We start from the raw sequence: 23,944 nt of genomic DNA on the forward strand, positions 1-23,944 counted from the left end.
AAACACATTCAAATTTCTAAAAATTTTTATAACAAATTTACTCATTAGTATAGACTATATATTTTAATGTGTTATACTAATTCCATGAAAATGCTTACAACACTAATATTAGACATGGGGGTCGTCATTTATGGCAATACAGTCAATTACCGAATCAATCGAACTTTCAAACCTTTTAAAGAAGGACACTACACTACAGCAACTTTCTAGAACTGAATTATATAATCACATTCTAAAAGCAGGAGAAGGCGTATTAACAGAATCTGGCGCAATCAGAATGGAAACTGGTAAATACACAGGTCGCTCTCCAAAAGACAAATTTATCGTTAAAGAGGAAGATACTGAACAAGATATTGATTGGGGTACAATCAACCAACCTATCTCAGAAAGTAACTTTTTAAATTTATATGATCAAGTTATTGACTACTTAAACCAAAAATCACAACTTTATGTCTTTAATGGATATGCAGGTGCAGATGAATCATCACGATTAAATTTACGCGTGATTAACGAAATGCCTTGGCATAATTTATTTGCACAGAACATGTTTATCCGCCCAGAAACTAAAGAAGAAGCACTTAATATCAGCCCTAATTTCACTGTTATTAGTGCACCAGGATTTAAAGCTGATCCAGAAAAAGACGGTACAAATTCTGAGACATTCATTATAACTTCGTTCAAACACCGTGTCATACTAATTGGCGGTACTGAATACGCTGGTGAAATGAAAAAAGGTATATTCTCAGTAATGAACTATTTATTACCTAAAAAAGGTATTATGAGTATGCACTGTTCAGCAAACGTAGGTTATAACAAAGATGTAGCTTTATTCTTTGGTCTATCTGGTACAGGTAAAACAACGTTATCTGCAGATCCTAATAGAAAATTAATCGGAGACGATGAACATGGTTGGAACGAAAATGGTGTCTTCAATATTGAAGGTGGTTGCTACGCTAAAACTGTAAGTCTTAGTCGTGAAAAAGAACCACAAATTTACGATGCTATTCGTTATGGAACAGTTCTAGAAAATGTTACCGTAAATCCTAATGGATCAGTTGATTATGACGATACTTCATTAACTGAAAATACAAGAGCTGCATACCCAATTGATTTTATCGATAATATTATTACACCATCAATAGCTGGTCACCCAAATACAATTATCTTCTTAACTGCAGATGCATTTGGCGTATTACCACCTATTTCTAAATTAGATAAATCTCAAGCTATGTATCATTTCTTAAGTGGTTTCACTTCTAAGTTAGCAGGTACAGAAAGAGGCGTAACAAGTCCTCAACCAGTATTTTCAACATGTTTCGGTTCACCTTTCTTACCATTACATGCGACTGAATACGCTGAATTACTTGGTAAATTAATCGATGAACATAATGTAGACGTTTATCTTGTAAACACTGGTTGGACTGGTGGCGAGTACGGCGTTGGTTCAAGAATGGACTTGAAACATACACGTTCAATGATTCGTCGTGCAATTAGTGGAGAAATTAAGAATTCAGAATTTGTTCAAGATGATATCTTTGGTCTTAATATCCCGAAACATGTACCAGGTGTACCTTCGGAAATATTATATCCTCGTAATACATGGGTATCTTCTGACGCATATGACGAAAAAGCAAAATTACTTGCTAAGAACTTCAAAGAAAACTTCAGTAAATTCGGAGAGTCTTCTGAACATATTCAAGAAGAAGGCGGATTTACGTATAATCGCTTATAAAATACTAAAAGAGCTTGGGCCTTATTGGTCCAAGCTCTTTTCACATTTATACATCCATTCTTTAATTTGTAACAATGTTTGTTTTTCTATTTCTGGTCTTAAAACATGCCCTTCTCCATTTAAATAGATCGTTTGATGATCAACCGCTTCTTGCTTTAAATGTTCTTCTAAATGATATGCCATATTAATATTGACTTGCTTATCTTCATCACCATGAACGATTAATATCGGTGGACTGTCTTTATGAATAGATTGCAATGCATTTCTACGTGCATAAGCTTCAAATTGTTTCTTAGGATGTCCGACCATTCTTTTTAACATCCCTCTTAGATCAATTCGTTCTTCGTACATAATTAGTAGATCTGAAACGCCACCCCATATAATATAACTCGTTGCTTTCACTTTTTGATACGTAAGTAAGCCTTGAATACCTCCTCTAGAGAATCCAATCATATGAACAGGAACATTTGGATAATGTGATTTTAATATTTCTATACCTACTATAACATCATGTAGGTCATCACCACAAAATTCATCTCTACCTTCACTACCGTTACTACCTCTGTAATAAGGTGCAAAGACAAGTGTATGTTTATCTTTAAACTGTGCCATACGCCCAGGTCTCACTCTTCCGACTTGACCTTTGCCACCACGTAAATATACAACTATGCGATTAACATGTTCATTAGGTGTCATTAACATGCCTCTGACTTTCAATTCATCCACTTCATATATCACTTCTTCAGTTAGATGATGATTAAAGAAAACTGGCATTTTTTTCTTACTGTAGAAATCCAAGTTTATACACCCTTTCAACGCACTTTAATATTGCTGTATCTTTTAAAAGAAAACTTTTCTCTTCTTCAGGTATATTATTGATTTCTTTAGCGATAACAGGTCCATAAGTTTCGAAATATGCTTTATTGCTATCCATAGATTCAACTTCAATAAAATACACATCTTTATTAAATGGTATTGTATCATGTACAGTATATGAAGCAATAAACGTTATATTTTTAGCGATCGCACCCGTTTCTTCATATAATTCACGCTGAACAGCTTCTTTATTCGTTTCATTTGGTTCAACTTTCCCACCAGGAAATTCAATACCTCTTATCTTATGATGCGTTAACACATATTCATTATTAAAAATCGGAATACCTAGAACATGTTTCGCATTTTGTTGATCTGTTGGACATTTATATGCTAAATCAACATCCAATCCATTTGGATCTTTGTAGCGCATGATACACGACCTCTTTCTTCAATTATGATAAACTGTATATACATATTATTAGGAAGGTAGAAGATATTGAAAAAGTTAACCTTAACGACCTTAGTATTAACAATTACTCTTATTCTAGCAAGTTGTAGTCCAGAAGGTCAAAATAAATTTGATGATAGTAGTGATGCTATCGAAGCTTTTCAAAAAAACATTAAAAAAGTAGATTCACATTCGATTAAATCTAGTAACGAAACAACAGTTGATTTTCAAGATAAAAAAACAACGCTTAAACAACTGTCACATGGCCGAACAAACCACCATGACAAACTATCATTTAATGTCGAGCAAGAAAGTAATACAAAACAATTTCCAGTGCATAATAAAAGTGTTTGGATTGATTCAAACGAAATCAAATCCTCCCCTAAATCTAAGTATTTAAATTATCATGCTAAAAATGCCGAGATCGATTATTATCAAAAAATTGGGCAAGATTGGTTCGATTTAACGACTTTTAATCAAAGTTTACTAAAACCTATTGAAGATGATGTCACTTTAGAAAACAATACTCTTTCATATGAAGGTACAGGAAAAGTTATGGAGTATCTCTATCAACTAGGATTTAGTCAATCACCACTGGCAGATCAAGCGTCATTAAGCAATATTAATGACTTAAAAATTCAAAGTGGTAAGTTTAAACTTACATTCCAAAAAGACAAAACATTACCAAAAACGTTAACCTTTAACATTAAAGCAACTGGAAAAATTAAAAATGAAACGATTAACATCCATATGAAACAGACAACAGATTTCTATAAATTCAATTCCACTGATGTTAAACCATACCAGAACTTAACGAAAAACAATTATAAATAGGAGCATTGATATGAAAAAAGTATTTATTAAATTAATACGCCTTTATCAACGATATATATCCCCATTGACACCACCTACATGCAGGTTCCAACCTACATGTTCTAACTATGCTGTTGAAGCTATTTCAGAATATGGGGTCATAAAAGGAACTTGGTTAGGTACGAAACGTATCTTAAAATGCCACCCATTTCATCCAGGTGGATACGATCCTGTTCCACCTAAAAAAGATTCATAATATTTATTTAAAGGCATATGCGCTAAAAATTTAGCACATATGCCTTTTATTTTGTTAATTTATCTTTATCAACGATTGGTGGGAAATATTTAATTTGATGACCTTGAGTCTTTGCACTATTAACAACGAAATCTTCTGTAAAGTAATAATCACTTGGCGTTACATCACTCGGATATGAACTTTGTTGAGCTAAGTATGCAGTATAGTAACTACTGAGTCCAAATTCATACATCCCACCTATGACATATTTAAGTTGATGTTCGCGACAATATTCTATAATTTCAAGCGCTTTATCTATACCTCCAACACGTGAAGGTTTAATCACAACACCATCGATCAGATTATGCTGATTAAATTGAATAATTTGCTCTAAATTTAGAGCGCTTTCATCAATAAATACTGGTAACTTAAGCGCACTAATATGCTCAAAATAGTCCTCATATTTAGAAAATGGCTGCTCAATATATATAAATTGTTCATCTTTAAATGTATTTAATAAAGACACATGTTCATGATTTAACACACCATTTGCATCAATCGCTCTTTGTATTTGTGGATAATGTTCTGTTAAAAAATCTATATCTCGATTAACTTCTTCATGCCATTTTAATTTAATTCTCGTTGGTAATTCACCATTATATTGCTTAAAATAGTGTTCAATATTTTGATTAATTGTTGCACCATATGCTACTTCAATGGGCTTTAACTCATGGAATTTCTGAAAGAATATCATAGACATAACGCTACGTGCATTCGGATATTCGATGAGTTCGTCTATTAATTCACAACATAATGGATAACTATTAAAATCAACAAATTCATGTTTTTCAAACCATTTTATTAAAGTTTCTTCAACTTTATCTATTGTCTCGAAATGATACCAGTCACTATTAAACGCATTACATTCACCATAATACGTAGACCCATTCATATCTTGCCATTCTACAATTAATGCTTCTCGCTCATTTAATGCTATTAAAGGTGTTCGTATCGGTACTCTGAAAGGTGCTTTGAATCTATAGAAATGCAAACTATTTTTTCTCATTCATGACCCACGCCTTTACTTTATATCTTGAAAGTTTACCAGTTGAAGTTCTTGGAATTTCGTTTATTTTATAAAAGTATTTTGGGTGTTTATACTTTGCTAATTTATTATTGAGTATATTTTTAAATGTATCATCTTGGATAGTCTGTTCCGCTTCATACACTAATGCAGGTACTTGACCCCACTTTTCATCATCAACTGGTACAACAACACAATTTTGAACATCCGGATGAATTAATATAACATGTTCAATTTCAAATGGATAAATATTTTCTCCACCACTAATGATTAAATCTTTTCTTCTATCATAAATATATACATAACCGGAATCATCTATTGATCCAACATCACCTGTTTTAAAATAACCATCTTCAAATGTATCTGAATTCTGACTACCTGTTAAATAGCCATTCATCACATTGCCACCGGATATAGCGACTTCCCCATGTCCTTCTTCATTTTGATTTAAAATTTTGAGTCTTACATTTGAAGGTACTTTCCCTACTGTGCTTGATGCTTCACGTAACATCTCTGGACTTGCTGTAACAAACTGAGAGCATGTTTCAGTCATACCAAACGAATTATATATCGGTAATTGATAGTCTAACGCTTTATTAATCATCGTTTCAGATAACTTTGCACCGCCTAATAATATTTTTTCTAATTGATATGGTTGTGTTAACTCATCTTGCATCAACCATTGTAACGTTTGAGGCACTAATGAAATATGTGTGATGTTATCATTTTTAATTAATTGTATCACGCGATCAACATCAAATTTCGGTTCTAAAATAAGAGTAAAACCTTCAATTAAACTACGTATTAACACACTTAAACCTGAAATATGGTATATCGGTAAGACGGACAACCATCTCGTTGATTCATCATAGCCGAGACTTTCTTTGCACCCCATTGCACTAAAGTAATGATTTGAAAAAGTTTGTGGTACAGCTTTTGCAGGACCAGTTGTACCAGAAGTAAACATAATCGTCGCAATATCATCCATATCAATCGTAAAATCATATTCCTCATGTTTACTGTCGTCTATATGAATATCCTCGATATCGATACAATTTTGTTTGATATGTAAAGGTTTAAATGTAAAGACCGTTTGAACGCCAATACTGTTCAATTGTTGTTCAATTTCGACTGGTGTTAGCTTCGTATTAATCATTACCACTTCTACATTTGCTAACCATGCTGCAATGATAAGCGATGCATGTTTAATATCATTCTTTATATATAGTCCAACTCTTTTCAATTGTAGTTGCTTAATGTAATGTGCTTTATTTTTAGAATCGTTAAATAGCTCTTCATAAGTTAATTCAACATCACCTTGTTGAATTGCAATTTTATGTGGTGCATGAGAAACCTGTTGTTCAATCCAATGTTTCATCGTTTGGACCTCCTTATACCATTATTCATTATAACGATATTTTTGAATTTAAACATAAAAAATGCTTTAAAACCTCAAAAAACCTAGGCGATCCATTCACCTAGGTTTCTAAAATATTAGACAGCTTCTTTATTTCTTCTTTGCGTAACGAATCGTTCAAGTAATAAGAAGGCAAGGCCTATAATTGTTAAGAATGGCGCGATTAACGCTAGGTCCTTAACTTCTAATTGACTTACTACGATACCGCCGATGAACGCACCAAGCGCATTACCGATGTTAAATGCAGATTGATTCATCGTACTAGCAAGCATTGGTGCATCTTGTGAAATGACCATACTTTTAAATTGTAATGATGGACTCATACTAAATCCAATCAAACCAAATACAAAAATACCAACAACCATTAGCAAGCTATAATTTTGAATAAAGTACATCATAAAGATATATATTGGAAAGACGATAAATATCGTATTCAATGCTTTATTTAAATTCCAGTCTGCTAATTTGCCGCCAATAATATTACCAAATGTTACACCAACACCGAATATAATAAGCACAAATGAAATCCAACGTTCTTCTATATGCGAAACGTTAATTAATATTTGAGAAATATACGTGAAATAAGCAAATACACTACTGAATCCGAACAGTGTTACACCTAGTGTCAACCAAAGTTTAACATCTTTTAATACACTCAATTCATTCTTAATTGAAATCGGCTGTGTATCTTTTTGATTAGGTACAAATCGAATAATACCTATTAATGTTAATAATCCTAGAACACTAATAATAATAAATGTCATTTTCCAGCCAAATATTTGCCCTACAAATGTTCCGAATGGTACGCCAATGATGTTGCTCATTGTTAATCCCATAAACATTAAAGCCATTGCACTTGCTCTTTTATGAGGGGGTACCATACTTGCAGCAAGTATTGAACCTATACCAAAGAATGAACCGTGTGCTAAAGCGGCAATAATTCTACTTAACATAAGCGAACCATAATTAGGCGCAATACCACCTATCCCGTTACCTACTATAAAAATAGCCATTAATAAGACGAGTAAATTTTTTCGAGGTAATTTATAAGTCGCTAACACTATAATCGGTCCGCCAATTGCAACACTCAATGCATAACCTGTAATCAATTGACCCGCATCGGATACCGTTACATCGAGATCTCTTGCTATATTAGGTATCAAACCCATGATTACAAATTCAGTCATACCTATCGCAAAAGCACCAAGGCTAAGTATCCAAATCGCTAAAGGATATTTTTTCATATCTCAACGCTCCTTTAATCTTATTATTTTAATCAGATTTATCCATATTAGTACTTTTGCTAAGCAATTACAAGAGTTTTTTTGAATTTTGTATAGAAAAAAACCTGAGAAAATATTAACTCAGGTTTTTAAACGTTTTCATTATTGAGTTTGTATCCAACCTATTCCAATCGTGCCATATCCAGTATGAACAGATGCTACTGGAACTAATGGTTCGATATATACACTTACATCTTTATTTAAAGTTAATATGCGCTCTTTCCACACATGTGCTTCTTGCTCATTCCCAGCATGTAAGACACCAATATGTGTAACACCTTTATCAATAATTTCTTTAATATGTGTGATTAAATAAGCTTCTATTTTCTTGTTGCCTCTAGACTTAAGTTCTAAGTCGATTGTACTGTTCTCTAATTTCAATAATAACTTAATATGAAGCAAACTACTTAATAAATATTTGCTGTTCGATACCCTTCCACTATTCTTTAATTGTTGTAAGTTTCTTGGCAACAAATATAATTCACTTGTGTGTTTAACTTCTTCTAGCTTATTTACGATTTCTTCAAATGAATAGTCTTCGTCATAAAGTTTTCTACCATACTCAACTAATTCTTTTTGAGGAAAGCTTCCTGTTCCACTATCAATTACATGAATTTCCATTGGGAAAGATTGTGCAGTTGATAACGATGATGCATATGTGCCAGATAAACTACTAGAAGGATGAACCGCAATAACATGTGTATAGCCTTCTTCTTGAATTTGCTCATACGTTTCAATAAAATCTTGAGGTGTAGGTTGAGCCGTTTTAGCACCATTACCATTTTCTTTTAACATATCAAAAAATAACTTTGAACTTTCAAATTCTGAATCTTTATAAGGTTTGTCATTAATAATTGTAGATAAAGAAACGACAAATAAATCTTTCTCATCCATATTTTGATCAATATAAGTTGTTGTATCAATTAACCACGCTAATTTCATTACTTCCTCCATTGTATATACAATAAATGCATTCACTATATAAATAAGTATTTTTAACCTAACTTAATTAATAACATATAATCAATATTGAAACAATTAAAAACAGAACAGATAAGTTAAAGCAATCATATAATAATTATCACAAATATCATTCTAGTATAATAAATAGATAGATACACTGAATTACTAATACTTTCACAACAATGAATCGAATGATATTTCTAGAAAAATCCATGAAATTTACTATTAAAATATATCATTTATAAGATTAATAAGTTTATAAAAAATTGATCATAACCTATACTCATTTAACCTTCATATGCTATCATTTTAATATTCATAACTATAAAGGAGTCATAACAATGAGCTTATTAAAAACAGAACTACAAGAAAAAGATTATCTACTCGCACTACAAATATGGGAAAGTTCCGTACTAGCAACTCATCACTTTTTAAAAGAAGAAGATAGAATTGCATTAAAAAAAGAAATACCAACCTATTTTAAATACGTAGATGCATACTTATGGCTATACGATGGAGAAGCTGTTGGTTTTTCAGGTATCAATGAAGATAACTTAGAAATGTTATTTATAGATCCTGAACACTTCAGAAAAGGATTTGGAACTGAGATACTTCAACACTTGTTAGCAGAAGATCATATCCAAAAAGTTGACGTAAACAAAGATAACGAGCAAGCCTTGAACTTTTATATCAAAAATGGATTCAAACCATATAAAGAATCTTCACATGATGAACAAGGAAGAGATTATCCAATCATACATCTAAAATTATAATTTAAATTGAGGTTTTGCTTATGAATAAACAGACAAATATATTATTACTTATTTCAATTATTGCGATTTCACTAGCTGCCATATTAGTAAAGCTATCAAACGCCCCTTCTAGCGTGATAAGCATGAACAGAATGTTTATAGCAGTCATATTGCTAGTACCCTTTGCATATCGATATAAAAAAGAAATCTTTAAATTAAGTCTTAAAGATTTTCTATATCTTGTATTAGCTGGTCTATTTTTAGCACTTCATTTCGGATTATGGTTTGGTTCATTAAAATTAACAACCGTTGCTAGTTCAACAGTCATATTATCTTTACAACCTATTATTGCGATTATCGCGAGTTTCTTTTTCTATAAAGAAAAAATAACGCTAAAAGTTTTGAGTACAATTTTAATATCATTTATCGGTGTTGTTATCGTAAGTTGGGGCGACTTTAATATAACTGACTTAACTGCAATGATTGGTAATATATTATCCTTATTAAGTGTTATATCTATAGTGTGTTACCTAATGATTGGAAAGAATGCAATGCTCAAACTCACACATTGGGTTTATAGCATCATCGTATTCTTCTTCGCAGGCGTCTTTTTACTCATTTATAACATCATTACGCATGCTACATTAGTAAACTATTCAATGAAAGAATGGTTATTATTTATATCATTGGCCATTTTCCCAACAATAGCGCACGTCATATTTAATTATCTCTTAAATATTATAAATCCAACAACCATATCAATGAGCATGCTATTAGAACCCGTAAGCGCCTCAATATTAGCAATATTTATCTTGAAAGAATATCTAGGATACGTACAAATACTAGGTATCATCATCGTACTCGTAGGCGTGTATTTCTTCTTAAAAGCACAGAAAACTGAAGTGACATGAATATTTAAGATATTTAAAGGCTAGGACTTAAATAAAAAAGTCCTAGCCTTTGTTTTGCCCATATATCGTAACAAGGTTACAATAAAAATAGTAAATAAAACGTTAAACCAAGTAATGCTATACCAGTGATATAGTTCAAAACCGTTCTGATCCTTATTTTTGTAATATTTGACAATGTGATCAACTCCAAATCTTATATTTCGTATGATTTTAGCGATTTTATCTGTTATCTATCACATTGAATTATCATACTTTAACAACTCTATTATAATATACTTAAACAATAAAGGAGTGATAATTTTGACAAATTTCTATAGAGTCATAAATGCTATTTTAATTAAAGAAAATACTATTTTATTAGTTAAAAATGAATATAATAATGAATATTTATGGAGTTTACCTGGAGGCGTAGTTGAGCAAAGTGAGTTTTTATATGAATCTTTAATTAGAGAAGTATTTGAAGAAACAGGATTACCTATAAATCAATATGAACTAGCATATATAGCTGAAAATAACATACCTAGTGAGAATGCTCATTGTTTAGTAACTTATTTTAAGTGTTTAAATTTTAATGGTGAAATCTCTATTAACGATCCTGATAATGAAATTGTAGAATTAAAATGGATCAGCTTCAACGAACTTCATAATTATATAATCAGTGAAGACATTTTACTCCCTTTACAAAATTATTTGTTTAAAAACAAAAAAGATTATTATTTTATTGATGATTTGAGATTTTAAATCATTAATTCTTCATATATAAGTCATACATAATCAATTTTACAAAAAAATTTTTATCCAGAAAATAAAAGAGTTTAATTTCAAAGGAATGATACACATGTCCAAATACACATTAGACAGCACTTTTTTATACATGGCTCTTATGACATTGCCACTGGTTTTTATAATGCCTGTAATGTTTAGTGTTCCACTTGTTTTATTAATTTTTAGTATTAAAAAGAAAGAAAACTGACATGCTTTTTATAAATACGCCTGTTCAATAGCGTTCTATAAATAGAAAGGATGATATAAAATTGGAAGCTAAAAAAACGGATAAAATGTTGTTTCAATCAAAATTTCCCGAAGTTGAGGTCTTACTTGAATCTGAAGCATCAACAAAGATTGATAAAGAGTATATAATAGGTTCAATATTTGTGACTATACAAGAAATTATATTAGTGCAGCATAAAGAGAATTTAACTTTTCAAATCCCATGGTCGGAGGTTGTGTCTTTAGATACAAAATTAAATTTTATTTCTAGTAAATTAATTTTAGATTATGGTGAAAATCGAATGTTAATCTTTTCTTTTTCATCGAGTGATCCAGTTCATGCAATTCAAGTATTTTACAAAACTTTAAAGCTAGAAAGAGAGATTAATCATTTTAACAATGATGATATAAAAGCACTTCAACATCAAAATGAACAACTGATTAAAGAAAATTTTAAATTAAGAAATGAAATCATTAAATTAAATGAAGAGAATCGCGCGCTTCTAGATAATATGCATAATCAAAAATCTTATACACCACCCTATCGTGTGCAAAGAAGAACTTATGATCGTTCAAATAATTCAATGGATTTAAGTTATACAAAAGTACGAAAATTAACAGATTCCTTTATCGTTCTAGATTTCGAAACGACAGGTTTAAAATATAACGAAAACGAAATTATTCAGTGTGGGATTATTGAATATGAAGATGGAAAAATCATTAGTGAATATAATGAATACTTCAAACCAAGTAAACCAATAAGTAAAAGAATAGAAAAAATCACAGGTATATCAAATGAGTTTTTAGAAGATAAACCTAGTTTAGGAAAGGATAAATTAGAGGAATTATATAATATCATTAGAAGAAGAACGATAGTCGCACATAATGCACCATTTGATATGAAGTTCTTACTCTACCAACTTCAAATCAATAATATAGAATATGAGAAATTGAGAGTTATTGACACACTCACTTTTTCAAGAAAACTGATCAGAGAAACACCTAATCACAAACTTCAAACTTTAAAAGAACATTTCAATTTAGACGATGCCGAATCACATAACGCAATTAATGATTGTAGAGCTACTGGGAACTTACTATTACTATTGATGAGTAGACAGTGAATATAACAGTAATAGTATATAAGAAGCGTTTTGGAGTTAAAATAAAGTCTTATTGAATTCCGATACTTTAAATTTAATTTCTTTAAGTTTCGCCTTATAAGTTATTGAAAAGTCGTCAAATTTTTTTGAAGTAACAATATCTTTAGAATAAACAGTGGATTGTCTGTGTGTTCTAACATAGCAAACTTCTTTATCGATGCTATGCATACCTGGACATTCAAGCAATCCAATATTTACATCATAAACAGGATGTAAATTCATTTTATTAGATACAGTAGATATTGGTAACATCGTTAAATCACATTCAAAGTAATCTTTTTCAGCACCAATGATTAATACTGGCCGTAACTTATAGCCTTTTTTATTTGCTTTTAAATCAAAATATGGAAAACTTGCATATACTATTTTATTAATTAAATCACGAGGAGTATTAACTAAATCCAAGATGAACTTTCTCCTCATTTAAATCTTCAAATTCATCTATGTACATATCATAAACATGATCGTATAGCCTAATGCTCTTAGCATCTTCGATTATATCCTCTGGCGTTATTTCTCTATTACCTATCTCATTATTGTTCAAGTTAATTCTACTTTTTTTCCAACATTTTTCATGATGGGATAGTTCTCTTGGATACCAACCAGAATACATGCCATATTGAGAGATAACATTATTAATTACATATTTTTCAGTATCATTTAATTTATCAGTATCGCTTGGTTCATACATTCCATCTAAATAATACCTTAATTTAGGTATAACCGGACCAAATTTCCATCCTTCAATTCTGTCATTAAAAAGAACCTCGCCCGTTAAAGCTAATGATTCTCTTTGTGCAAAATAAATTAACTTTTGTAATTTCAATTCGTTATTTTCAAACTTGTACCAGTTTTAAGTTCATATGAGTATATAAGGTAATTAGCAACATCTTTAACATCTGCCATTAAAATCACTCCTATCTCATTTATAATATAATATTTTAGACTATAAGTTAATATCAAAATATACAAATTTAAAAAACGATTAAGAGCTTATCCTAATCCTTATTTCGCGTAAATATTTATCCACTATTTCATTTAAGAAATGCAACCTTTTTTATTAGTTTCCTAATCATTAATCTAGTATCATATAGGTAAACCCATTTAAAGAGGTGAAAAAAATGAAAGAAACAGAGTTATTTCAAAGATTATTGGCTATATCAAATTCTGGGATCAATTATTCTAAAGATCCTTATGATATAGAACGTTTTAATGATATTTATAACATTACTCAAGAATTTATAAATTCAAACCTAACTAATAATAATATTCACTTTGAAAAAGAAAAAGGATATCCCACACCTAAAGTAGATGTAAGAGCGGTAATACTAGATGACAATGACAATATATTGCTTGTCGAAGACGCAACGAGTAAAACTTGGTCACTTCCAGGTGGATTTGCAGATATCGGAATTTCACCAGTAGAAAACGTTATCAAGGAAGTCAAAGAAGAAACTGGATTAAAGATTTCTGTTAGTAATCTTATTGCGGTTTATGATACAAATAAATCTAATCCAGACAATTCATTAAATCATTATTATAAGCTAATTTATTTCTGTAATAGAGTTAGTGGAGAATTAACAACAAGTGTTGAAACCAGTTCAGTTAAATACTTTGGAATCAATAATTTACCTGAACTATCGACTAAAAGAAATACAACAAAACAAATTAAAGAATGCTTTGAAAATAGAACAAATCATACGATTATTGAATAATTAAGTAATAAAAAAGAGCAAGTGTCAAAAAGTAAGAGAAATTTTCTCTAGACACTTTTTTGACACTTGCTCAAACGGATCAACTTACCAAATGCAAGAAAATCCAGCAATATCAACGTCTTGGATTAGTTGATTATTAAGGTACAAACGGAGAGTGAGGGATTCGAACCCTCGAGACGCTTATGGCGCCTACACACTTTCCAGGCGTGCTCCTTCGGCCAACTCGGACAACTCTCCACAAACAAAAAAATCAGAAGCGATATTTCACCTCTGATTATATGACCCCTACGGGATTCGAACCCGTGTTACCGCCGTGAAAGGGCGGTGTCTTAACCGCTTGACCAAGGGGCCTTATGGCTCCACAGGTAGGACTCGAACCTACGACCGATCGGTTAACAGCCGATAGCTCTACCACTGAGCTACTGTGGAATAATAATGGAGCGGGTGATCGGAATCGAACCGACAACATCAGCTTGGAAGGCTGAGGTTTTACCACTAAACTACACCCGCTTAAGTAAATAATATATATATGGGGCGACTGATGGGAATCGAACCCACGAATGTCGGAACCACAATCCGATGCGTTAACCACTTCGCCACAATCGCCATACTTGTTTAAAAAAAGTATGGCTCAGGACGGAATCGAACCGCCGACACAAGGATTTTCAGTCCTTTGCTCTACCGACTGAGCTACTGAGCCAAAATAAAAATGGCGGTCCCGACGGGAATCGAACCCGCGATCTCCTGCGTGACAGGCAGGCATGTTAACCGCTACACCACGGGACCATCATTAAAAAGTATTGCGGGAGGCGGATTTGAACCACCGACCTTCGGGTTATGAGCCCGACGAGCTACCGAACTGCTCCATCCCGCGCTAATAATAAGTAATTTGGCTACCTTATTAATATAACATATTCAATAATATTATGTCAATAAAATTTTAATAAATTTTTATTAAAAAATGGTGACCCCTACGGGATTCGAACCCGTGTTACCGCCGTGAAAGGGCGGTGTCTTAACCGCTTGACCAAGGGGCCTCTAATTGAGAACTACTTAAGTATATATAGAAATATAAAGAACGTCAATGCTATTTCTTTACTTTTCTTAATAAAAAATTTGAACTTTTAACATCTATGTGACAATTGTCACTAAAGGGAGAAATAATCATTCAAAACACCCTCTTTTTTATCTTCTAAAGTGTCATTTATTCATGATTTTCACTGAAAAAAATGATCATAATATAACTTTTCCATACCTGAATATTAATTGTAAGTTAATATAATTGCCCCTATTACATTATTCAGTGCTCAATTATTGTTAAATGACATTTTTAATTGTTCAGAGCTTTTATTTAATATTTAGTTTTAGCTTGTTAAATATATAATTTCTAGATACCTTGCTACATTTAACGATTTGATCTTTGATAAAATATAATTCTTGTTATTAGCTAAAGCAATTCTTATTTGGATGAATATTATTGTTATTATTACAACTTAAATATACTATGAAAATAACTCGTTAAAACACTCTTCATTATTTTAGTGAATTAATTATCAGCCAATTTTTAAAGGATAAATTTTATGTTAATTAAAAACAAGGATATGACTATACGAAACATGGAACAAAGTGACTTATCTAATTTAATAAAATGGTTTAACAATAAAGATTTAACAAAGTTTTATGATGAAAGATTTGAAAATAATGATGCAATTATAAAAAAATACTTACCACGTATAAATGATCCAGGTAAAGTAACACCTTGTATTTTAGAGATTAATAATGTTGCAGTTGGGTATATGCAATTTTATAAAATTGATTCTTCTCTACATAAAAAGTTAAATTTTGATTTAGAACTTAATGTGTATGGTATTGACCAATTTTTAGCAGATCGCTCTATATGGGGTAAAGGAATAGGTACAGAATTCATAAAAATGATATTAAATTACTTAGTATTAGAACTTAATGTGGATTCAATTGTATTAGATGTGAAAATTAATAATATTAGGGCTATTAAATCATATAAAAAATGTGGATTTAAAATTTTTAAGCAAGAAGAATCATATTTTTATATGGTATGGAATCAAGCAAATTGATAACCAAATTTATATTCTTACAATTAATTAATTTCTTAATTGCTTCTGATATGTTGCTTGTTTGGCCAGTCTTGCAACATTCAGACCTCCAATATTGCTTGTCACGCTCCACTAGCAATATTCAGTCCTCCAACATTGCTTGTCACGCCCCACTTGCAACATTCAGTCCTCCAACAATGCTTGTCACTCCCCACTTGCAATATTCCGCCCTTCAATATTGCTTGTCATCCTCCACTTGCAATATTCAGCCTCCCAATATTGCTAGTCGCACTCCACTTGCAATATTCAGCCTCCCAACATTGCTTGTCACTCCCCACTTGCAACATTCAGATCTCCTATTTATCTTGTTTCGCCTGTCTTGATAAATACAACGTTCCTATTTATCTTGTTTCGCCTATCTTGATAAATACAACGCTCCTATTTATCTTGTTTGCACTGTCTTGATAAATACAGCGCTCCTATTTATCTTGTTTGCACTGTCTTGATAAATACAACGCTCCTATTTATCTTGTTTGCACTGTCTTGATAAATACAACGCTCCTATTTATCTTGTTTGCACTGTCTTGATAAATACAACGCTCCAATCTATCTTGTTTTACCTATCTTGATAGATACAAGCTGCTCTATCTACCACATACCCTATTTCCTCACTCACATCCCTCACCTACAATTCCATCTACCACTCCCACACCATCATCTTCTCCACTAAATAATCCTCCCCACACTTCCCCAACAAAAAAACAGAAATTCTAATGCTAAATTAGAATTTCTGTCCCGCTTCTATCCTTTTCCATGCACTTCCGCGCACTTACTACTATCTACTTCAAATACTCTATCATCTTATCGCTTGCGTTCTTAGCCATTTGTACGCAGTCTGGTAATCCGACTGCATCAAATGAAGCGCCTGTTATGATAAGGTTATGGTAATTCTGATCGATATGTTCTTGTATATCTCTAATTCGATCGATATGACCTACTTCATATTGAGGCATGCTGTGAGGTAATTTCGTTACGATAAAGAATTCTGGTTCTCCTTTGATCGTCATGATTTTATTCAAATCATTTAGAGCAACTTGTTTCAATTGTTCTTCATCTTTGTGATGAATAATATTTGAGCCTGGTTTACCTACATACGCTCTTAATAAGACTTTTCCTTTTGGTGTTGTATGTGGCCATTTTTTGTTTGTCCAAGTACAAGCTGTGATGGCTGTATCACTTGTTCTTGCGATTACAAATCCAGTTCCATCTTTATCATTCACGACTTGGTCTTTATCAAATGCCATAACGACTGTTGCCACACTTGTTGAAGGCATATAGTTAAAGTAATCTAATTTAAGGTCATCTTCAAACCATTTAACGAAATGTTGGTGTGGTATTGTAACGATGACACCATCATATTCATGCTCTTCATTGTTTATCGCCAAAATTGTTTTGTTATCTTTTTCTACTAAATTTTGAACTGGAGCGTTTAAATTTATTTGAACACCTTTATCTTCAAGACTATCACGTAAAGTTTGAATGAATGATTCAAGGCCATGTCTAAATTGCTTAAATTGACCTTTTGGTTTGACTGTTACTTTTTTATCGGCATTATTTTTAGCTTTTTGAGCTATCATACCTTTTATTAAGCCGCCCTCTTTTTCTTCTTGTTCTTTAAAATGAGGAAATGTTGTTTTTAAGCTTAATTTATCGATATTTGCACCATAAATACCTGCCATTAAAGGTTCGATTAAGTTTTCTAATACTTCATCACCTAATCTTTGTCTAAAGAAATGTCCGATTGATATATCTGTATGCATCGGTTTAACAGGTAAGAAGTAATCTAATCCTGCTCTTAATTTAGCTGCTGGCGAAATCAATTGTGTCTTAAGAAATGGTTTGATTTCTGTAGGTATACCCATTATTGAACCACCTGGTATTGGATATAACTTATTATGGCTGTATATATATGATTGCCCTGTTTTATTTGTTACTAAATCATCAGCAATCCCAATTTCTTCAGCCAATTCTGTCATAATTGTCTTTCTTCCTAAGTAAGATTCTGGCCCTAGTTCAATTGTATAACCATCTTTACGATAAGTTTTGATTTTGCCGCCTACTCTGTCTGATTGTTCATATACATCAATTTCTGCATCTGGATAATCTCTTCTTAAATAATGGGCAGCAGATAACCCAGTTATCCCTGCCCCTATTATTGCAATTCGTTTTGACATACTTAACACTTCTTTCTTATTCGAATATCGAATTAGAATTTTTTCTTAATTGCTGATACCATTGCTTCTATAAATTTAGGATCAATATTTGGCATTGGTGGTCTGTGATATTTCACGCCTAATTCATCACAAACAACTTTACATTCATAGTCGTTATCATATAATACTTCTAAATGTTCACATACAAATCCTACTGGTGTATATATAAAGTGTTTATAGCCATGTTCATTATATAAGTCTCTCGTTAAATCTTGAACATCTGGTCCTAACCAAGGTTCTCCAGTTTGACCTTCTGATTGCCAACCTACTGATACATGTTTAATGTTAGATTCTTCACTTAAAATTTTAGCAGTTTCTTCTAATTGATCTGGATATGGGTCGTTTGCTTTTTTTATTTTTTCAGGCAAACTATGCGCAGAAACGATTAATACTGTTTCATCATGACTTTCTTCTGGAATCGTTTGTAATGTTTCATCAATCATGTTTGTCCAGTATGAAATAAATGCTGGTTCATTATAAAATTGCTCAACGTGATGCATAGAAATACCGTATTTATCTGCTTCTTCTTGAGCACGTTTATTATAACTTCCCACTGAGAAATTAGAATAATGAGGTGCTAATACAATCGTAACCGCTTCTTCAATACCATCATTATGCATTTGTTCTACTGCATCTTCAATAAATGGATGAATATGTTTTAAACCAATGTACAATTTAAATTCAACATCTTCATATGCTTCATTTAATGCGCCAAGTAAACTTTCTGCTTGTTTCTCTGTTGTACCTGCTAATGGTGAAATACCACCAATCGCTTTATAACGTCCTTTTAAGTCTTCAATTTGCTCATCAGATGGCTTACGACCATGTCTAATGTGTGTGTAATAAGGCACAATGTCACTTTCTTTATAAGGTGTACCATATGCCATAACTAAAAGTCCCACTTTTTTATTCATCTTCTATACTCCCTTTAATAAAATTAAGCTGTTTAATAACCTATCTTTGTTGTGATTTATATTTTGCTGAATAATCATGCACAAACTGAGCAACTCTTCTTAATGTATCAGGTTGTACTTCTGGAAAGACACCATGTCCAAGATTAAAGATATAATTATGGTCTACTAAACCTTGATCCAATATTTGAACGAGTCTTTGTTCAATAACTTCCCATGGTGCTAGTAAAATAGCTGGATCTAAGTTTCCTTGTAACGTCTTAGTAATACCTTTTTCCCTAGCTTCTTTGATTTGTAAGCGCCAATCTAGCCCGATGACATCAACTGGTAATTGATTCCATTCTTCTATTAAATGGCTTGCTCCAACACCAAATGTTGTAACAGGTACGTTCTTTTCTTTAATTGCTGCAAAAATTTTATTCATAGATGGTCTAATGAAATAATGATAATCTTCAGCATTTAACGCACCTACCCATGAATCGAATACTTGAATCATCTTACATCCAGCATCAATTTGAGCATGTGTATAGCGAATTGCCATATCAGCTAATGTATCCATTAATTTAAACCAAGCTTCTGGCTGTTTATACATAAACGCTTTAGTCTTATTATAATTTTTAGATGGTCCACCTTCAATCATATAGCTCGCTAATGTGAACGGTGCGCCAGTAAATCCTATTAATGGCACGTTTAGTTGTTCTTCTGTTAAAAGTTTAATCGTATCTAAGACATATTTTACATCTTCTTCAGGATTTATTTGACCTAGTCGATTAATATCAGAAATGTCTTTAATAGGGTTATGTATAACAGGTCCTATTCCAGATTTAATTTCTACATCTACACCAATTCCAGTTAAAGGTGTCATAATATCTTTATATAAAATTGCAGCATCAGTATTATATTGATCTACTGGTAATTTTGTAACATATGCACAAAGTTCTGGTTGATGTGTTATTTCAAATAATGAATATTTTTCTTTAATTTTTCTATATTCCGGCTGTGATCTACCTGCTTGCCTCATAAACCAAACTGGTGTATGAGTTGTTTCTTCTCCCTTTGCTGCTTTTAAAATTGTATCGTTAAACGGTACACTCATTTATTTCACCTCATTATAATCATTACAATCTATTTTAACATATTCTATTATAAAGACATCTATGTGTACAAAAATTCATAAATTATACAAAAGATTTCATGAATTGGTTGATTTTAGCGCTTACATGTTTATAATCTAATTAAAGAGATATAGGAGGTATATCATTATGAAATGTTATATAACAACAGGTACGTATCATTTTTTGCATAGTATAATGAAGAAACATCCAGATGAAGATATTCATCATTATACGAGACAAGATACAACAGTACTTATTCATGAAACAAATGGTGATACAGTATTTGCACAACCAAGAGAATATCGAATATTAGAATCAAAAGGTGTTTTTATCAATCATGAATTTATAGCAGCAAGCTACATTCCTGTATCTGATGAAATGCAACATCGATTCGAAAATCATTATGTAGATATCGACAGTCAATTCGATAATTTCGAAGGGTTCGAATCATTTAGATTACTCAAACCTCGAAAAGGCGATACTTATATGATATTAGTAGGTTTCGATTCAAATGAATTATATGAAGATTTCACAAAATCATCTTTCTATGCGGAATATTTCTCAAGAGAGGCTACTCGTAAATTCTCTGGCGCTGAACAATATTCAACAGCAAATTATACAAAGTATTGGTATAGACCTGAAGAAGATGAAGAAACAGAAAATGAAGAAGCATAATTATAAAATAAAAAAGAAGAAATGATTCTCACTGAGTCATTTCTTCTTTTTTATTTGTTATTAATCTCTAAGTAGCTCTTGATGTTTTTTAATTTTCTTAATGGACGAATCTATTGTTAACCAACCAACAATGAAGAATAATATGACGAAATAAATCGCTGTAACAAATTTCAAGATATATATGATTGATAAAATAATACCTAAGACAATCATAATATTAATTAAAAATTGATGATAGCCTTTAACAACTTGTCCTTCACTAACCGGCCATACTTGTGGCCACAATCCGTATGCTTGTTGTTTATAAAATTGAGATAATTGTAATATCAACAAGTACATGATTAAAGCACCTAATATGGCTGATATAACTGGTTGATCAATCCACCAAATTAATACAAGTCCGATAATCAATAATCTTAATACGATAAAGAATGCATCTTTCCCTCTTGCAAAACTTCTTACAAATAAGAATTTATACATATAATTTTGATTAAATTTCTTAGGACTCGGGACTTTTAAGAAGACATCTAAATATCTTCTGCGAACCGTTCGTTCATTTAATACTTTTACATCTGTAAACATATTAACGAATTTATAATAATTCATCTTATGATTATGTTCGATGGCGATTAATGTTTCCCACTGATAAAAAGTACCTCTATTGATATTTTCTAATAAAATAATTAAAGCAATCAATACGACAATAGATAACAGACCTGATAATGCCCCTACTTTTAATGTTGTGTAATAACCACTCGCATATACGATAAAGAGTAATACATTAATTCCCCATATTTCTAAACCATATTTTAACCAGAACCATTTCATCATAAGTCCTAGAATTGGAAAGATGAAACTCAAAACCATTACCGTGATATATAAATAAAATTTACCACCCATTAATTGATAGAATAATGGTAGACCTATCACTAAAATCACGACTGGTAAGTATAGTCGATTAAAATAACTATATGTTAGAGCTTTTCTAATATAGAGCGTTAAGTGTTTCTCAAATGGTAATAAATATAACTTATCCGCTTCTCTAAAGAATGTCCTCATCGGAAATATCGAACAAATAGATAATATAACCGAAAAGATTAATCGATAGTTAATATTTTGTGGAATGTCTTTTAACCAATTACTATATCCCAACGCAAAAGCGCCTATCATAATGGTTATAAATATTAAGAAATGACCATTAAAGATGAATTTATTGTAATTCATTTTCTCTAATACTTCTTCTCTTTGTCTAACCTTATATAAAGTATTTACATCATTCATACGCTTCACCTTGTGTTAAATGTATATAAATATCATCCAGTGTTGCATTGTTAAGACCTGTTTTTTCTCTCAGTTCTTCTAAGTTACCCATCGCTACTAAACGACCTTGATGTAATATAATAAATCGGTCGCAATATCTTTCAGCAGTTGCAAGTATATGTGTAGACATTAATACTGAAGAGCCTTGATTACGTCTTTCTACTATTAAATCTAACATTGTTTGTATACCTAATGGATCTAACCCTAAGAATGGTTCATCTATGATATATTGTGCCGGTTCAACTAAGAATGCACAAACAATCATAACTTTTTGTTTCATACCTTTTGAAAAATGTATCGGAAAGACTTTTAATTCATTTTCAAGTCTTAGTCTTTTCAATAACGGCATTGCCTTTTCAAGCGCTGTATCTTTATCAATACCATATGCCATTGCAGTCATGTAAATATGTTCTTCTAAAGTTAATTCATCATATAAAACTGGACTTTCTGGTATATATGTAAGATTTCTTCTATAAGATTCTATATCTGCTTTAATATCTATATTATTAATGGACATCTCACCTTGTTGTGGTGTTAATAAGCCAAGTATATGTTTAATTGTTGTACTTTTCCCTGCACCATTTAATCCAATAAGTCCCACGACTTCACTTGGTTTACATTCAAATGAGATATCATGGATAACAGCTTTTTTACCGTATCCACCTGTTAAATTATTCACTTTAATTGTCACGTGAACACACCTCCAAAATATATTGTAGCATGTTCTCAATGTTACATTCATTAAATATTATCTTTATCAGTGAGATGATATTACGAGCATGATATAATAAAACTAATATTTACATAGGAGATGATAGTATGTCAGAAACAATATTCAGCAAAATTATCGACGGTGAAATCCCATCATTCAAAGTTTACGAAAATGATTATGTATATGCATTCTTAGATATTTCTCAAGTAAGTAAAGGACACACATTACTTATTCCAAAGAAAGCTTCACCAAATATTTATGAAACAGACCCAGAAACAATGAAACATATAGCTGAAGCTCTACCGATCGTTGCGAATGCCATCAAGAAAGCTTTCAACCCTGATGGTTTAAATATTATTCAAAATAATGGTGAGTATGCTTCACAATCTGTATTCCATATCCACTTCCACTTAATTCCTAGATATAAAGAAGATATCGATGGTTTCGGTTATATTTGGAATACGAATGAAGATCAATTAGATGATGATAAAAAAGCAGAAATCGCACAAACAATTCAACAGCATTTTTAATACACTGCATGTTT

At 31.5% G+C, this 23,944-nt stretch carries 24 protein-coding genes and 9 tRNA genes; 11 read left to right on the top strand and 22 right to left on the bottom strand.

Annotation, left to right across the window (positions count from 1 at the left end):
- Positions 1-130: 130 nt before the first annotated feature.
- Positions 131-1,732, top strand: a complete 1,602-nt coding sequence (pckA, locus tag LQ694_RS01885) for a phosphoenolpyruvate carboxykinase (ATP) (protein WP_231493090.1) — start codon at positions 131-133, stop codon at positions 1,730-1,732.
- Positions 1,733-1,753: 21 nt separating this feature from the next.
- On the opposite strand, the gene LQ694_RS01890 is transcribed toward pckA, so the two are convergent.
- Together LQ694_RS01890 and ytkD are read right to left on the bottom strand one after the other, a co-directional pair.
- Complete coding sequence (locus LQ694_RS01890) at positions 1,754-2,530, bottom strand: alpha/beta hydrolase family protein (RefSeq protein WP_176698806.1); 777 nt, start codon at positions 2,528-2,530, stop codon at positions 1,754-1,756.
- Positions 2,514-2,978, bottom strand: coding sequence for an RNA deprotection pyrophosphohydrolase (ytkD, locus tag LQ694_RS01895; protein WP_058611961.1), 465 nt, complete (start codon positions 2,976-2,978; stop codon positions 2,514-2,516). The genes LQ694_RS01890 and ytkD overlap by 17 nt, the downstream gene beginning before the upstream one ends.
- 66 nt (positions 2,979-3,044) lie before the next feature.
- Between ytkD and LQ694_RS01900 the strand changes: the two genes are divergently transcribed.
- Together LQ694_RS01900 and yidD are read left to right on the top strand one after the other, a co-directional pair.
- Positions 3,045-3,830 carry a hypothetical protein gene (locus LQ694_RS01900; protein ID WP_058611960.1) on the top strand — a complete coding sequence of 262 codons (786 nt, stop codon included), beginning with the start codon at positions 3,045-3,047 and terminating at the stop codon, positions 3,828-3,830.
- A gap of 10 nt (positions 3,831-3,840) precedes the next feature.
- A complete protein-coding gene (gene yidD / locus LQ694_RS01905; RefSeq protein ID WP_025905546.1) occupies positions 3,841-4,065 on the top strand; it encodes a membrane protein insertion efficiency factor YidD in 225 nt (74 codons plus the stop codon).
- Between the two features lie 46 nt (positions 4,066-4,111).
- On the opposite strand, the gene menC is transcribed toward yidD, so the two are convergent.
- The 4 genes from menC to LQ694_RS01925 all read right to left on the bottom strand — a co-directional run bounded on the left by menC (position 4,112) and on the right by LQ694_RS01925 (position 8,770).
- Complete coding sequence (menC, locus tag LQ694_RS01910) at positions 4,112-5,110, bottom strand: o-succinylbenzoate synthase (RefSeq protein WP_065381272.1); 999 nt, start codon at positions 5,108-5,110, stop codon at positions 4,112-4,114.
- Complete coding sequence (gene menE, locus LQ694_RS01915; protein WP_065381273.1) at positions 5,097-6,506, bottom strand: o-succinylbenzoate--CoA ligase; 1,410 nt, start codon at positions 6,504-6,506, stop codon at positions 5,097-5,099. The genes menC and menE overlap by 14 nt, the downstream gene beginning before the upstream one ends.
- Before the next feature lie 116 nt (positions 6,507-6,622).
- Entirely contained in the window at positions 6,623-7,789 is a 1,167-nt protein-coding gene (locus tag LQ694_RS01920) for an MFS transporter (RefSeq protein ID WP_065381274.1), read from the bottom strand.
- A gap of 141 nt (positions 7,790-7,930) precedes the next feature.
- Positions 7,931-8,770 carry a DegV family protein gene (locus LQ694_RS01925; protein WP_049318574.1) on the bottom strand — a complete coding sequence of 280 codons (840 nt, stop codon included), beginning with the start codon at positions 8,768-8,770 and terminating at the stop codon, positions 7,931-7,933.
- 362 nt (positions 8,771-9,132) lie between these two features.
- On the opposite strand from LQ694_RS01925, the gene LQ694_RS01930 reads away from it, so the two are divergent.
- The 4 genes from LQ694_RS01930 to LQ694_RS01945 all read left to right on the top strand — a co-directional run bounded on the left by LQ694_RS01930 (position 9,133) and on the right by LQ694_RS01945 (position 12,568).
- Positions 9,133-9,564 carry a GNAT family N-acetyltransferase gene (locus LQ694_RS01930; protein WP_058611955.1) on the top strand — a complete coding sequence of 144 codons (432 nt, stop codon included), beginning with the start codon at positions 9,133-9,135 and terminating at the stop codon, positions 9,562-9,564.
- Between the two features lie 20 nt (positions 9,565-9,584).
- On the top strand, positions 9,585-10,454 hold the full coding sequence (locus tag LQ694_RS01935; RefSeq protein ID WP_196968342.1) for a DMT family transporter: 870 nt from the start codon (positions 9,585-9,587) through the stop codon (positions 10,452-10,454).
- Positions 10,455-10,754: 300 nt separating this feature from the next.
- Complete coding sequence (locus LQ694_RS01940; RefSeq protein WP_196968343.1) at positions 10,755-11,195, top strand: NUDIX domain-containing protein; 441 nt, start codon at positions 10,755-10,757, stop codon at positions 11,193-11,195.
- Positions 11,196-11,488: 293 nt separating this feature from the next.
- Positions 11,489-12,568, top strand: coding sequence for a 3'-5' exonuclease (locus LQ694_RS01945; RefSeq protein WP_065381277.1), 1,080 nt, complete (start codon positions 11,489-11,491; stop codon positions 12,566-12,568).
- Between the two features lie 36 nt (positions 12,569-12,604).
- Here the strand turns inward: LQ694_RS01945 and LQ694_RS01950 are convergent, their stop codons facing one another.
- Both LQ694_RS01950 and LQ694_RS01955 read right to left on the bottom strand, forming a co-directional pair.
- A complete protein-coding gene (locus LQ694_RS01950) occupies positions 12,605-13,012 on the bottom strand; it encodes a hypothetical protein (RefSeq protein WP_065381278.1) in 408 nt (135 codons plus the stop codon).
- Positions 12,999-13,433 (bottom strand): Panacea domain-containing protein, encoded by a 435-nt coding sequence (locus tag LQ694_RS01955; RefSeq protein WP_231493092.1) that lies wholly within the window; start codon positions 13,431-13,433, stop codon positions 12,999-13,001. The genes LQ694_RS01950 and LQ694_RS01955 overlap by 14 nt, the downstream gene beginning before the upstream one ends.
- A gap of 295 nt (positions 13,434-13,728) precedes the next feature.
- On the opposite strand from LQ694_RS01955, the gene LQ694_RS01960 reads away from it, so the two are divergent.
- Positions 13,729-14,322 carry an NUDIX hydrolase gene (locus tag LQ694_RS01960; RefSeq protein ID WP_049318568.1) on the top strand — a complete coding sequence of 198 codons (594 nt, stop codon included), beginning with the start codon at positions 13,729-13,731 and terminating at the stop codon, positions 14,320-14,322.
- Between the two features lie 148 nt (positions 14,323-14,470).
- Here LQ694_RS01960 and LQ694_RS01965 read toward each other — a convergent pair.
- The 9 genes from LQ694_RS01965 to LQ694_RS02005 all read right to left on the bottom strand — a co-directional run bounded on the left by LQ694_RS01965 (position 14,471) and on the right by LQ694_RS02005 (position 15,359).
- Positions 14,471-14,559 (bottom strand) — tRNA-Ser (locus tag LQ694_RS01965).
- A 42-nt stretch (positions 14,560-14,601) separates the two neighbouring features.
- Positions 14,602-14,673 (bottom strand) — tRNA-Glu (locus tag LQ694_RS01970).
- A 3-nt stretch (positions 14,674-14,676) separates the two neighbouring features.
- Positions 14,677-14,751, bottom strand: a tRNA-Asn gene (locus LQ694_RS01975).
- Positions 14,752-14,758: 7 nt separating this feature from the next.
- Positions 14,759-14,832 (bottom strand) — tRNA-Gly (locus LQ694_RS01980).
- A 20-nt stretch (positions 14,833-14,852) separates the two neighbouring features.
- Positions 14,853-14,928: transfer RNA gene (locus tag LQ694_RS01985), tRNA-His, on the bottom strand.
- Positions 14,929-14,949: 21 nt separating this feature from the next.
- Positions 14,950-15,022: transfer RNA gene (locus LQ694_RS01990), tRNA-Phe, on the bottom strand.
- A 10-nt stretch (positions 15,023-15,032) separates the two neighbouring features.
- Positions 15,033-15,108 (bottom strand) — tRNA-Asp (locus LQ694_RS01995).
- A gap of 14 nt (positions 15,109-15,122) precedes the next feature.
- Positions 15,123-15,196, bottom strand: a tRNA-Met gene (locus tag LQ694_RS02000).
- A gap of 88 nt (positions 15,197-15,284) precedes the next feature.
- Positions 15,285-15,359: transfer RNA gene (locus tag LQ694_RS02005), tRNA-Glu, on the bottom strand.
- Positions 15,360-15,902: 543 nt separating this feature from the next.
- Between LQ694_RS02005 and LQ694_RS02010 the strand changes: the two genes are divergently transcribed.
- Positions 15,903-16,415 (top strand): GNAT family N-acetyltransferase, encoded by a 513-nt coding sequence (locus LQ694_RS02010; RefSeq protein WP_218697384.1) that lies wholly within the window; start codon positions 15,903-15,905, stop codon positions 16,413-16,415.
- An 818-nt stretch (positions 16,416-17,233) separates the two neighbouring features.
- Here LQ694_RS02010 and hemY read toward each other — a convergent pair.
- Genes hemY through hemE form a run of 3 tightly spaced genes read right to left on the bottom strand, consistent with a single transcriptional unit; the run spans position 17,234 to position 20,674 of the window.
- A complete protein-coding gene (gene hemY / locus LQ694_RS02015) occupies positions 17,234-18,628 on the bottom strand; it encodes a protoporphyrinogen oxidase (RefSeq protein ID WP_196968345.1) in 1,395 nt (464 codons plus the stop codon).
- A gap of 32 nt (positions 18,629-18,660) precedes the next feature.
- Positions 18,661-19,581 (bottom strand): ferrochelatase, encoded by a 921-nt coding sequence (gene hemH, locus LQ694_RS02020; protein WP_025904824.1) that lies wholly within the window; start codon positions 19,579-19,581, stop codon positions 18,661-18,663.
- A 40-nt stretch (positions 19,582-19,621) separates the two neighbouring features.
- On the bottom strand, positions 19,622-20,674 hold the full coding sequence (gene hemE / locus LQ694_RS02025) for a uroporphyrinogen decarboxylase (RefSeq protein ID WP_058612713.1): 1,053 nt from the start codon (positions 20,672-20,674) through the stop codon (positions 19,622-19,624).
- A gap of 166 nt (positions 20,675-20,840) precedes the next feature.
- Between hemE and LQ694_RS02030 the strand changes: the two genes are divergently transcribed.
- Positions 20,841-21,368 carry an antibiotic biosynthesis monooxygenase family protein gene (locus tag LQ694_RS02030; RefSeq protein WP_025904822.1) on the top strand — a complete coding sequence of 176 codons (528 nt, stop codon included), beginning with the start codon at positions 20,841-20,843 and terminating at the stop codon, positions 21,366-21,368.
- A gap of 60 nt (positions 21,369-21,428) precedes the next feature.
- Here the strand turns inward: LQ694_RS02030 and ecsB are convergent, their stop codons facing one another.
- Together ecsB and LQ694_RS02040 are read right to left on the bottom strand one after the other, a co-directional pair.
- Complete coding sequence (gene ecsB / locus LQ694_RS02035; protein WP_058612720.1) at positions 21,429-22,649, bottom strand: ABC transporter permease EcsB; 1,221 nt, start codon at positions 22,647-22,649, stop codon at positions 21,429-21,431.
- Positions 22,642-23,379: an ABC transporter ATP-binding protein gene (locus LQ694_RS02040; RefSeq protein WP_058612719.1), complete on the bottom strand. Its 738-nt coding sequence runs from the start codon at positions 23,377-23,379 to the stop codon at positions 22,642-22,644. Before LQ694_RS02040 ends, ecsB begins: the two co-directional genes overlap by 8 nt.
- Positions 23,380-23,507: 128 nt before the next feature.
- Here LQ694_RS02040 and LQ694_RS02045 point away from each other — a divergent pair, with 128 nt between their 5' ends.
- Entirely contained in the window at positions 23,508-23,930 is a 423-nt protein-coding gene (locus LQ694_RS02045) for an HIT family protein (protein WP_049320886.1), read from the top strand.
- The last annotated feature ends 14 nt before the right edge of the window (positions 23,931-23,944 follow it).

Origin of the sequence: Mammaliicoccus sp. P-M58, assembly GCF_022386165.1 — a bacterium.
Lineage (GTDB): Bacteria > Bacillota > Bacilli > Staphylococcales > Staphylococcaceae > Mammaliicoccus > Mammaliicoccus sciuri.

Bases quoted from the DNA above. Each gene is read 5' to 3' on its own strand.
- LQ694_RS02030 (WP_025904822.1), top strand. From the start codon at position 20,841: ATGAAATGTTATATAACAACAGGTACGTATCATTTTTTGCATAGTATA.
- yidD (WP_025905546.1), top strand. From the start codon at position 3,841: ATGAAAAAAGTATTTATTAAATTAATACGCCTTTATCAACGATATATA.
- LQ694_RS01930 (WP_058611955.1), top strand. From the start codon at position 9,133: ATGAGCTTATTAAAAACAGAACTACAAGAAAAAGATTATCTACTCGCA.
- LQ694_RS01935 (WP_196968342.1), top strand. From the start codon at position 9,585: ATGAATAAACAGACAAATATATTATTACTTATTTCAATTATTGCGATT.
- menE (WP_065381273.1), bottom strand. From the start codon at position 6,506: ATGAAACATTGGATTGAACAACAGGTTTCTCATGCACCACATAAAATT.
- LQ694_RS01920 (WP_065381274.1), bottom strand. From the start codon at position 7,789: ATGAAAAAATATCCTTTAGCGATTTGGATACTTAGCCTTGGTGCTTTT.
- LQ694_RS01925 (WP_049318574.1), bottom strand. From the start codon at position 8,770: ATGAAATTAGCGTGGTTAATTGATACAACAACTTATATTGATCAAAAT.
- hemE (WP_058612713.1), bottom strand. From the start codon at position 20,674: ATGAGTGTACCGTTTAACGATACAATTTTAAAAGCAGCAAAGGGAGAA.
- hemY (WP_196968345.1), bottom strand. From the start codon at position 18,628: ATGTCAAAACGAATTGCAATAATAGGGGCAGGGATAACTGGGTTATCT.
- LQ694_RS02010 (WP_218697384.1), top strand. From the start codon at position 15,903: ATGTTAATTAAAAACAAGGATATGACTATACGAAACATGGAACAAAGT.
- ytkD (WP_058611961.1), bottom strand. From the start codon at position 2,978: ATGCGCTACAAAGATCCAAATGGATTGGATGTTGATTTAGCATATAAA.
- LQ694_RS02045 (WP_049320886.1), top strand. From the start codon at position 23,508: ATGTCAGAAACAATATTCAGCAAAATTATCGACGGTGAAATCCCATCA.
- ecsB (WP_058612720.1), bottom strand. From the start codon at position 22,649: ATGAATGATGTAAATACTTTATATAAGGTTAGACAAAGAGAAGAAGTA.
- menC (WP_065381272.1), bottom strand. From the start codon at position 5,110: ATGAGAAAAAATAGTTTGCATTTCTATAGATTCAAAGCACCTTTCAGA.
- hemH (WP_025904824.1), bottom strand. From the start codon at position 19,581: ATGAATAAAAAAGTGGGACTTTTAGTTATGGCATATGGTACACCTTAT.
- pckA (WP_231493090.1), top strand. From the start codon at position 131: ATGGCAATACAGTCAATTACCGAATCAATCGAACTTTCAAACCTTTTA.
- LQ694_RS01960 (WP_049318568.1), top strand. From the start codon at position 13,729: ATGAAAGAAACAGAGTTATTTCAAAGATTATTGGCTATATCAAATTCT.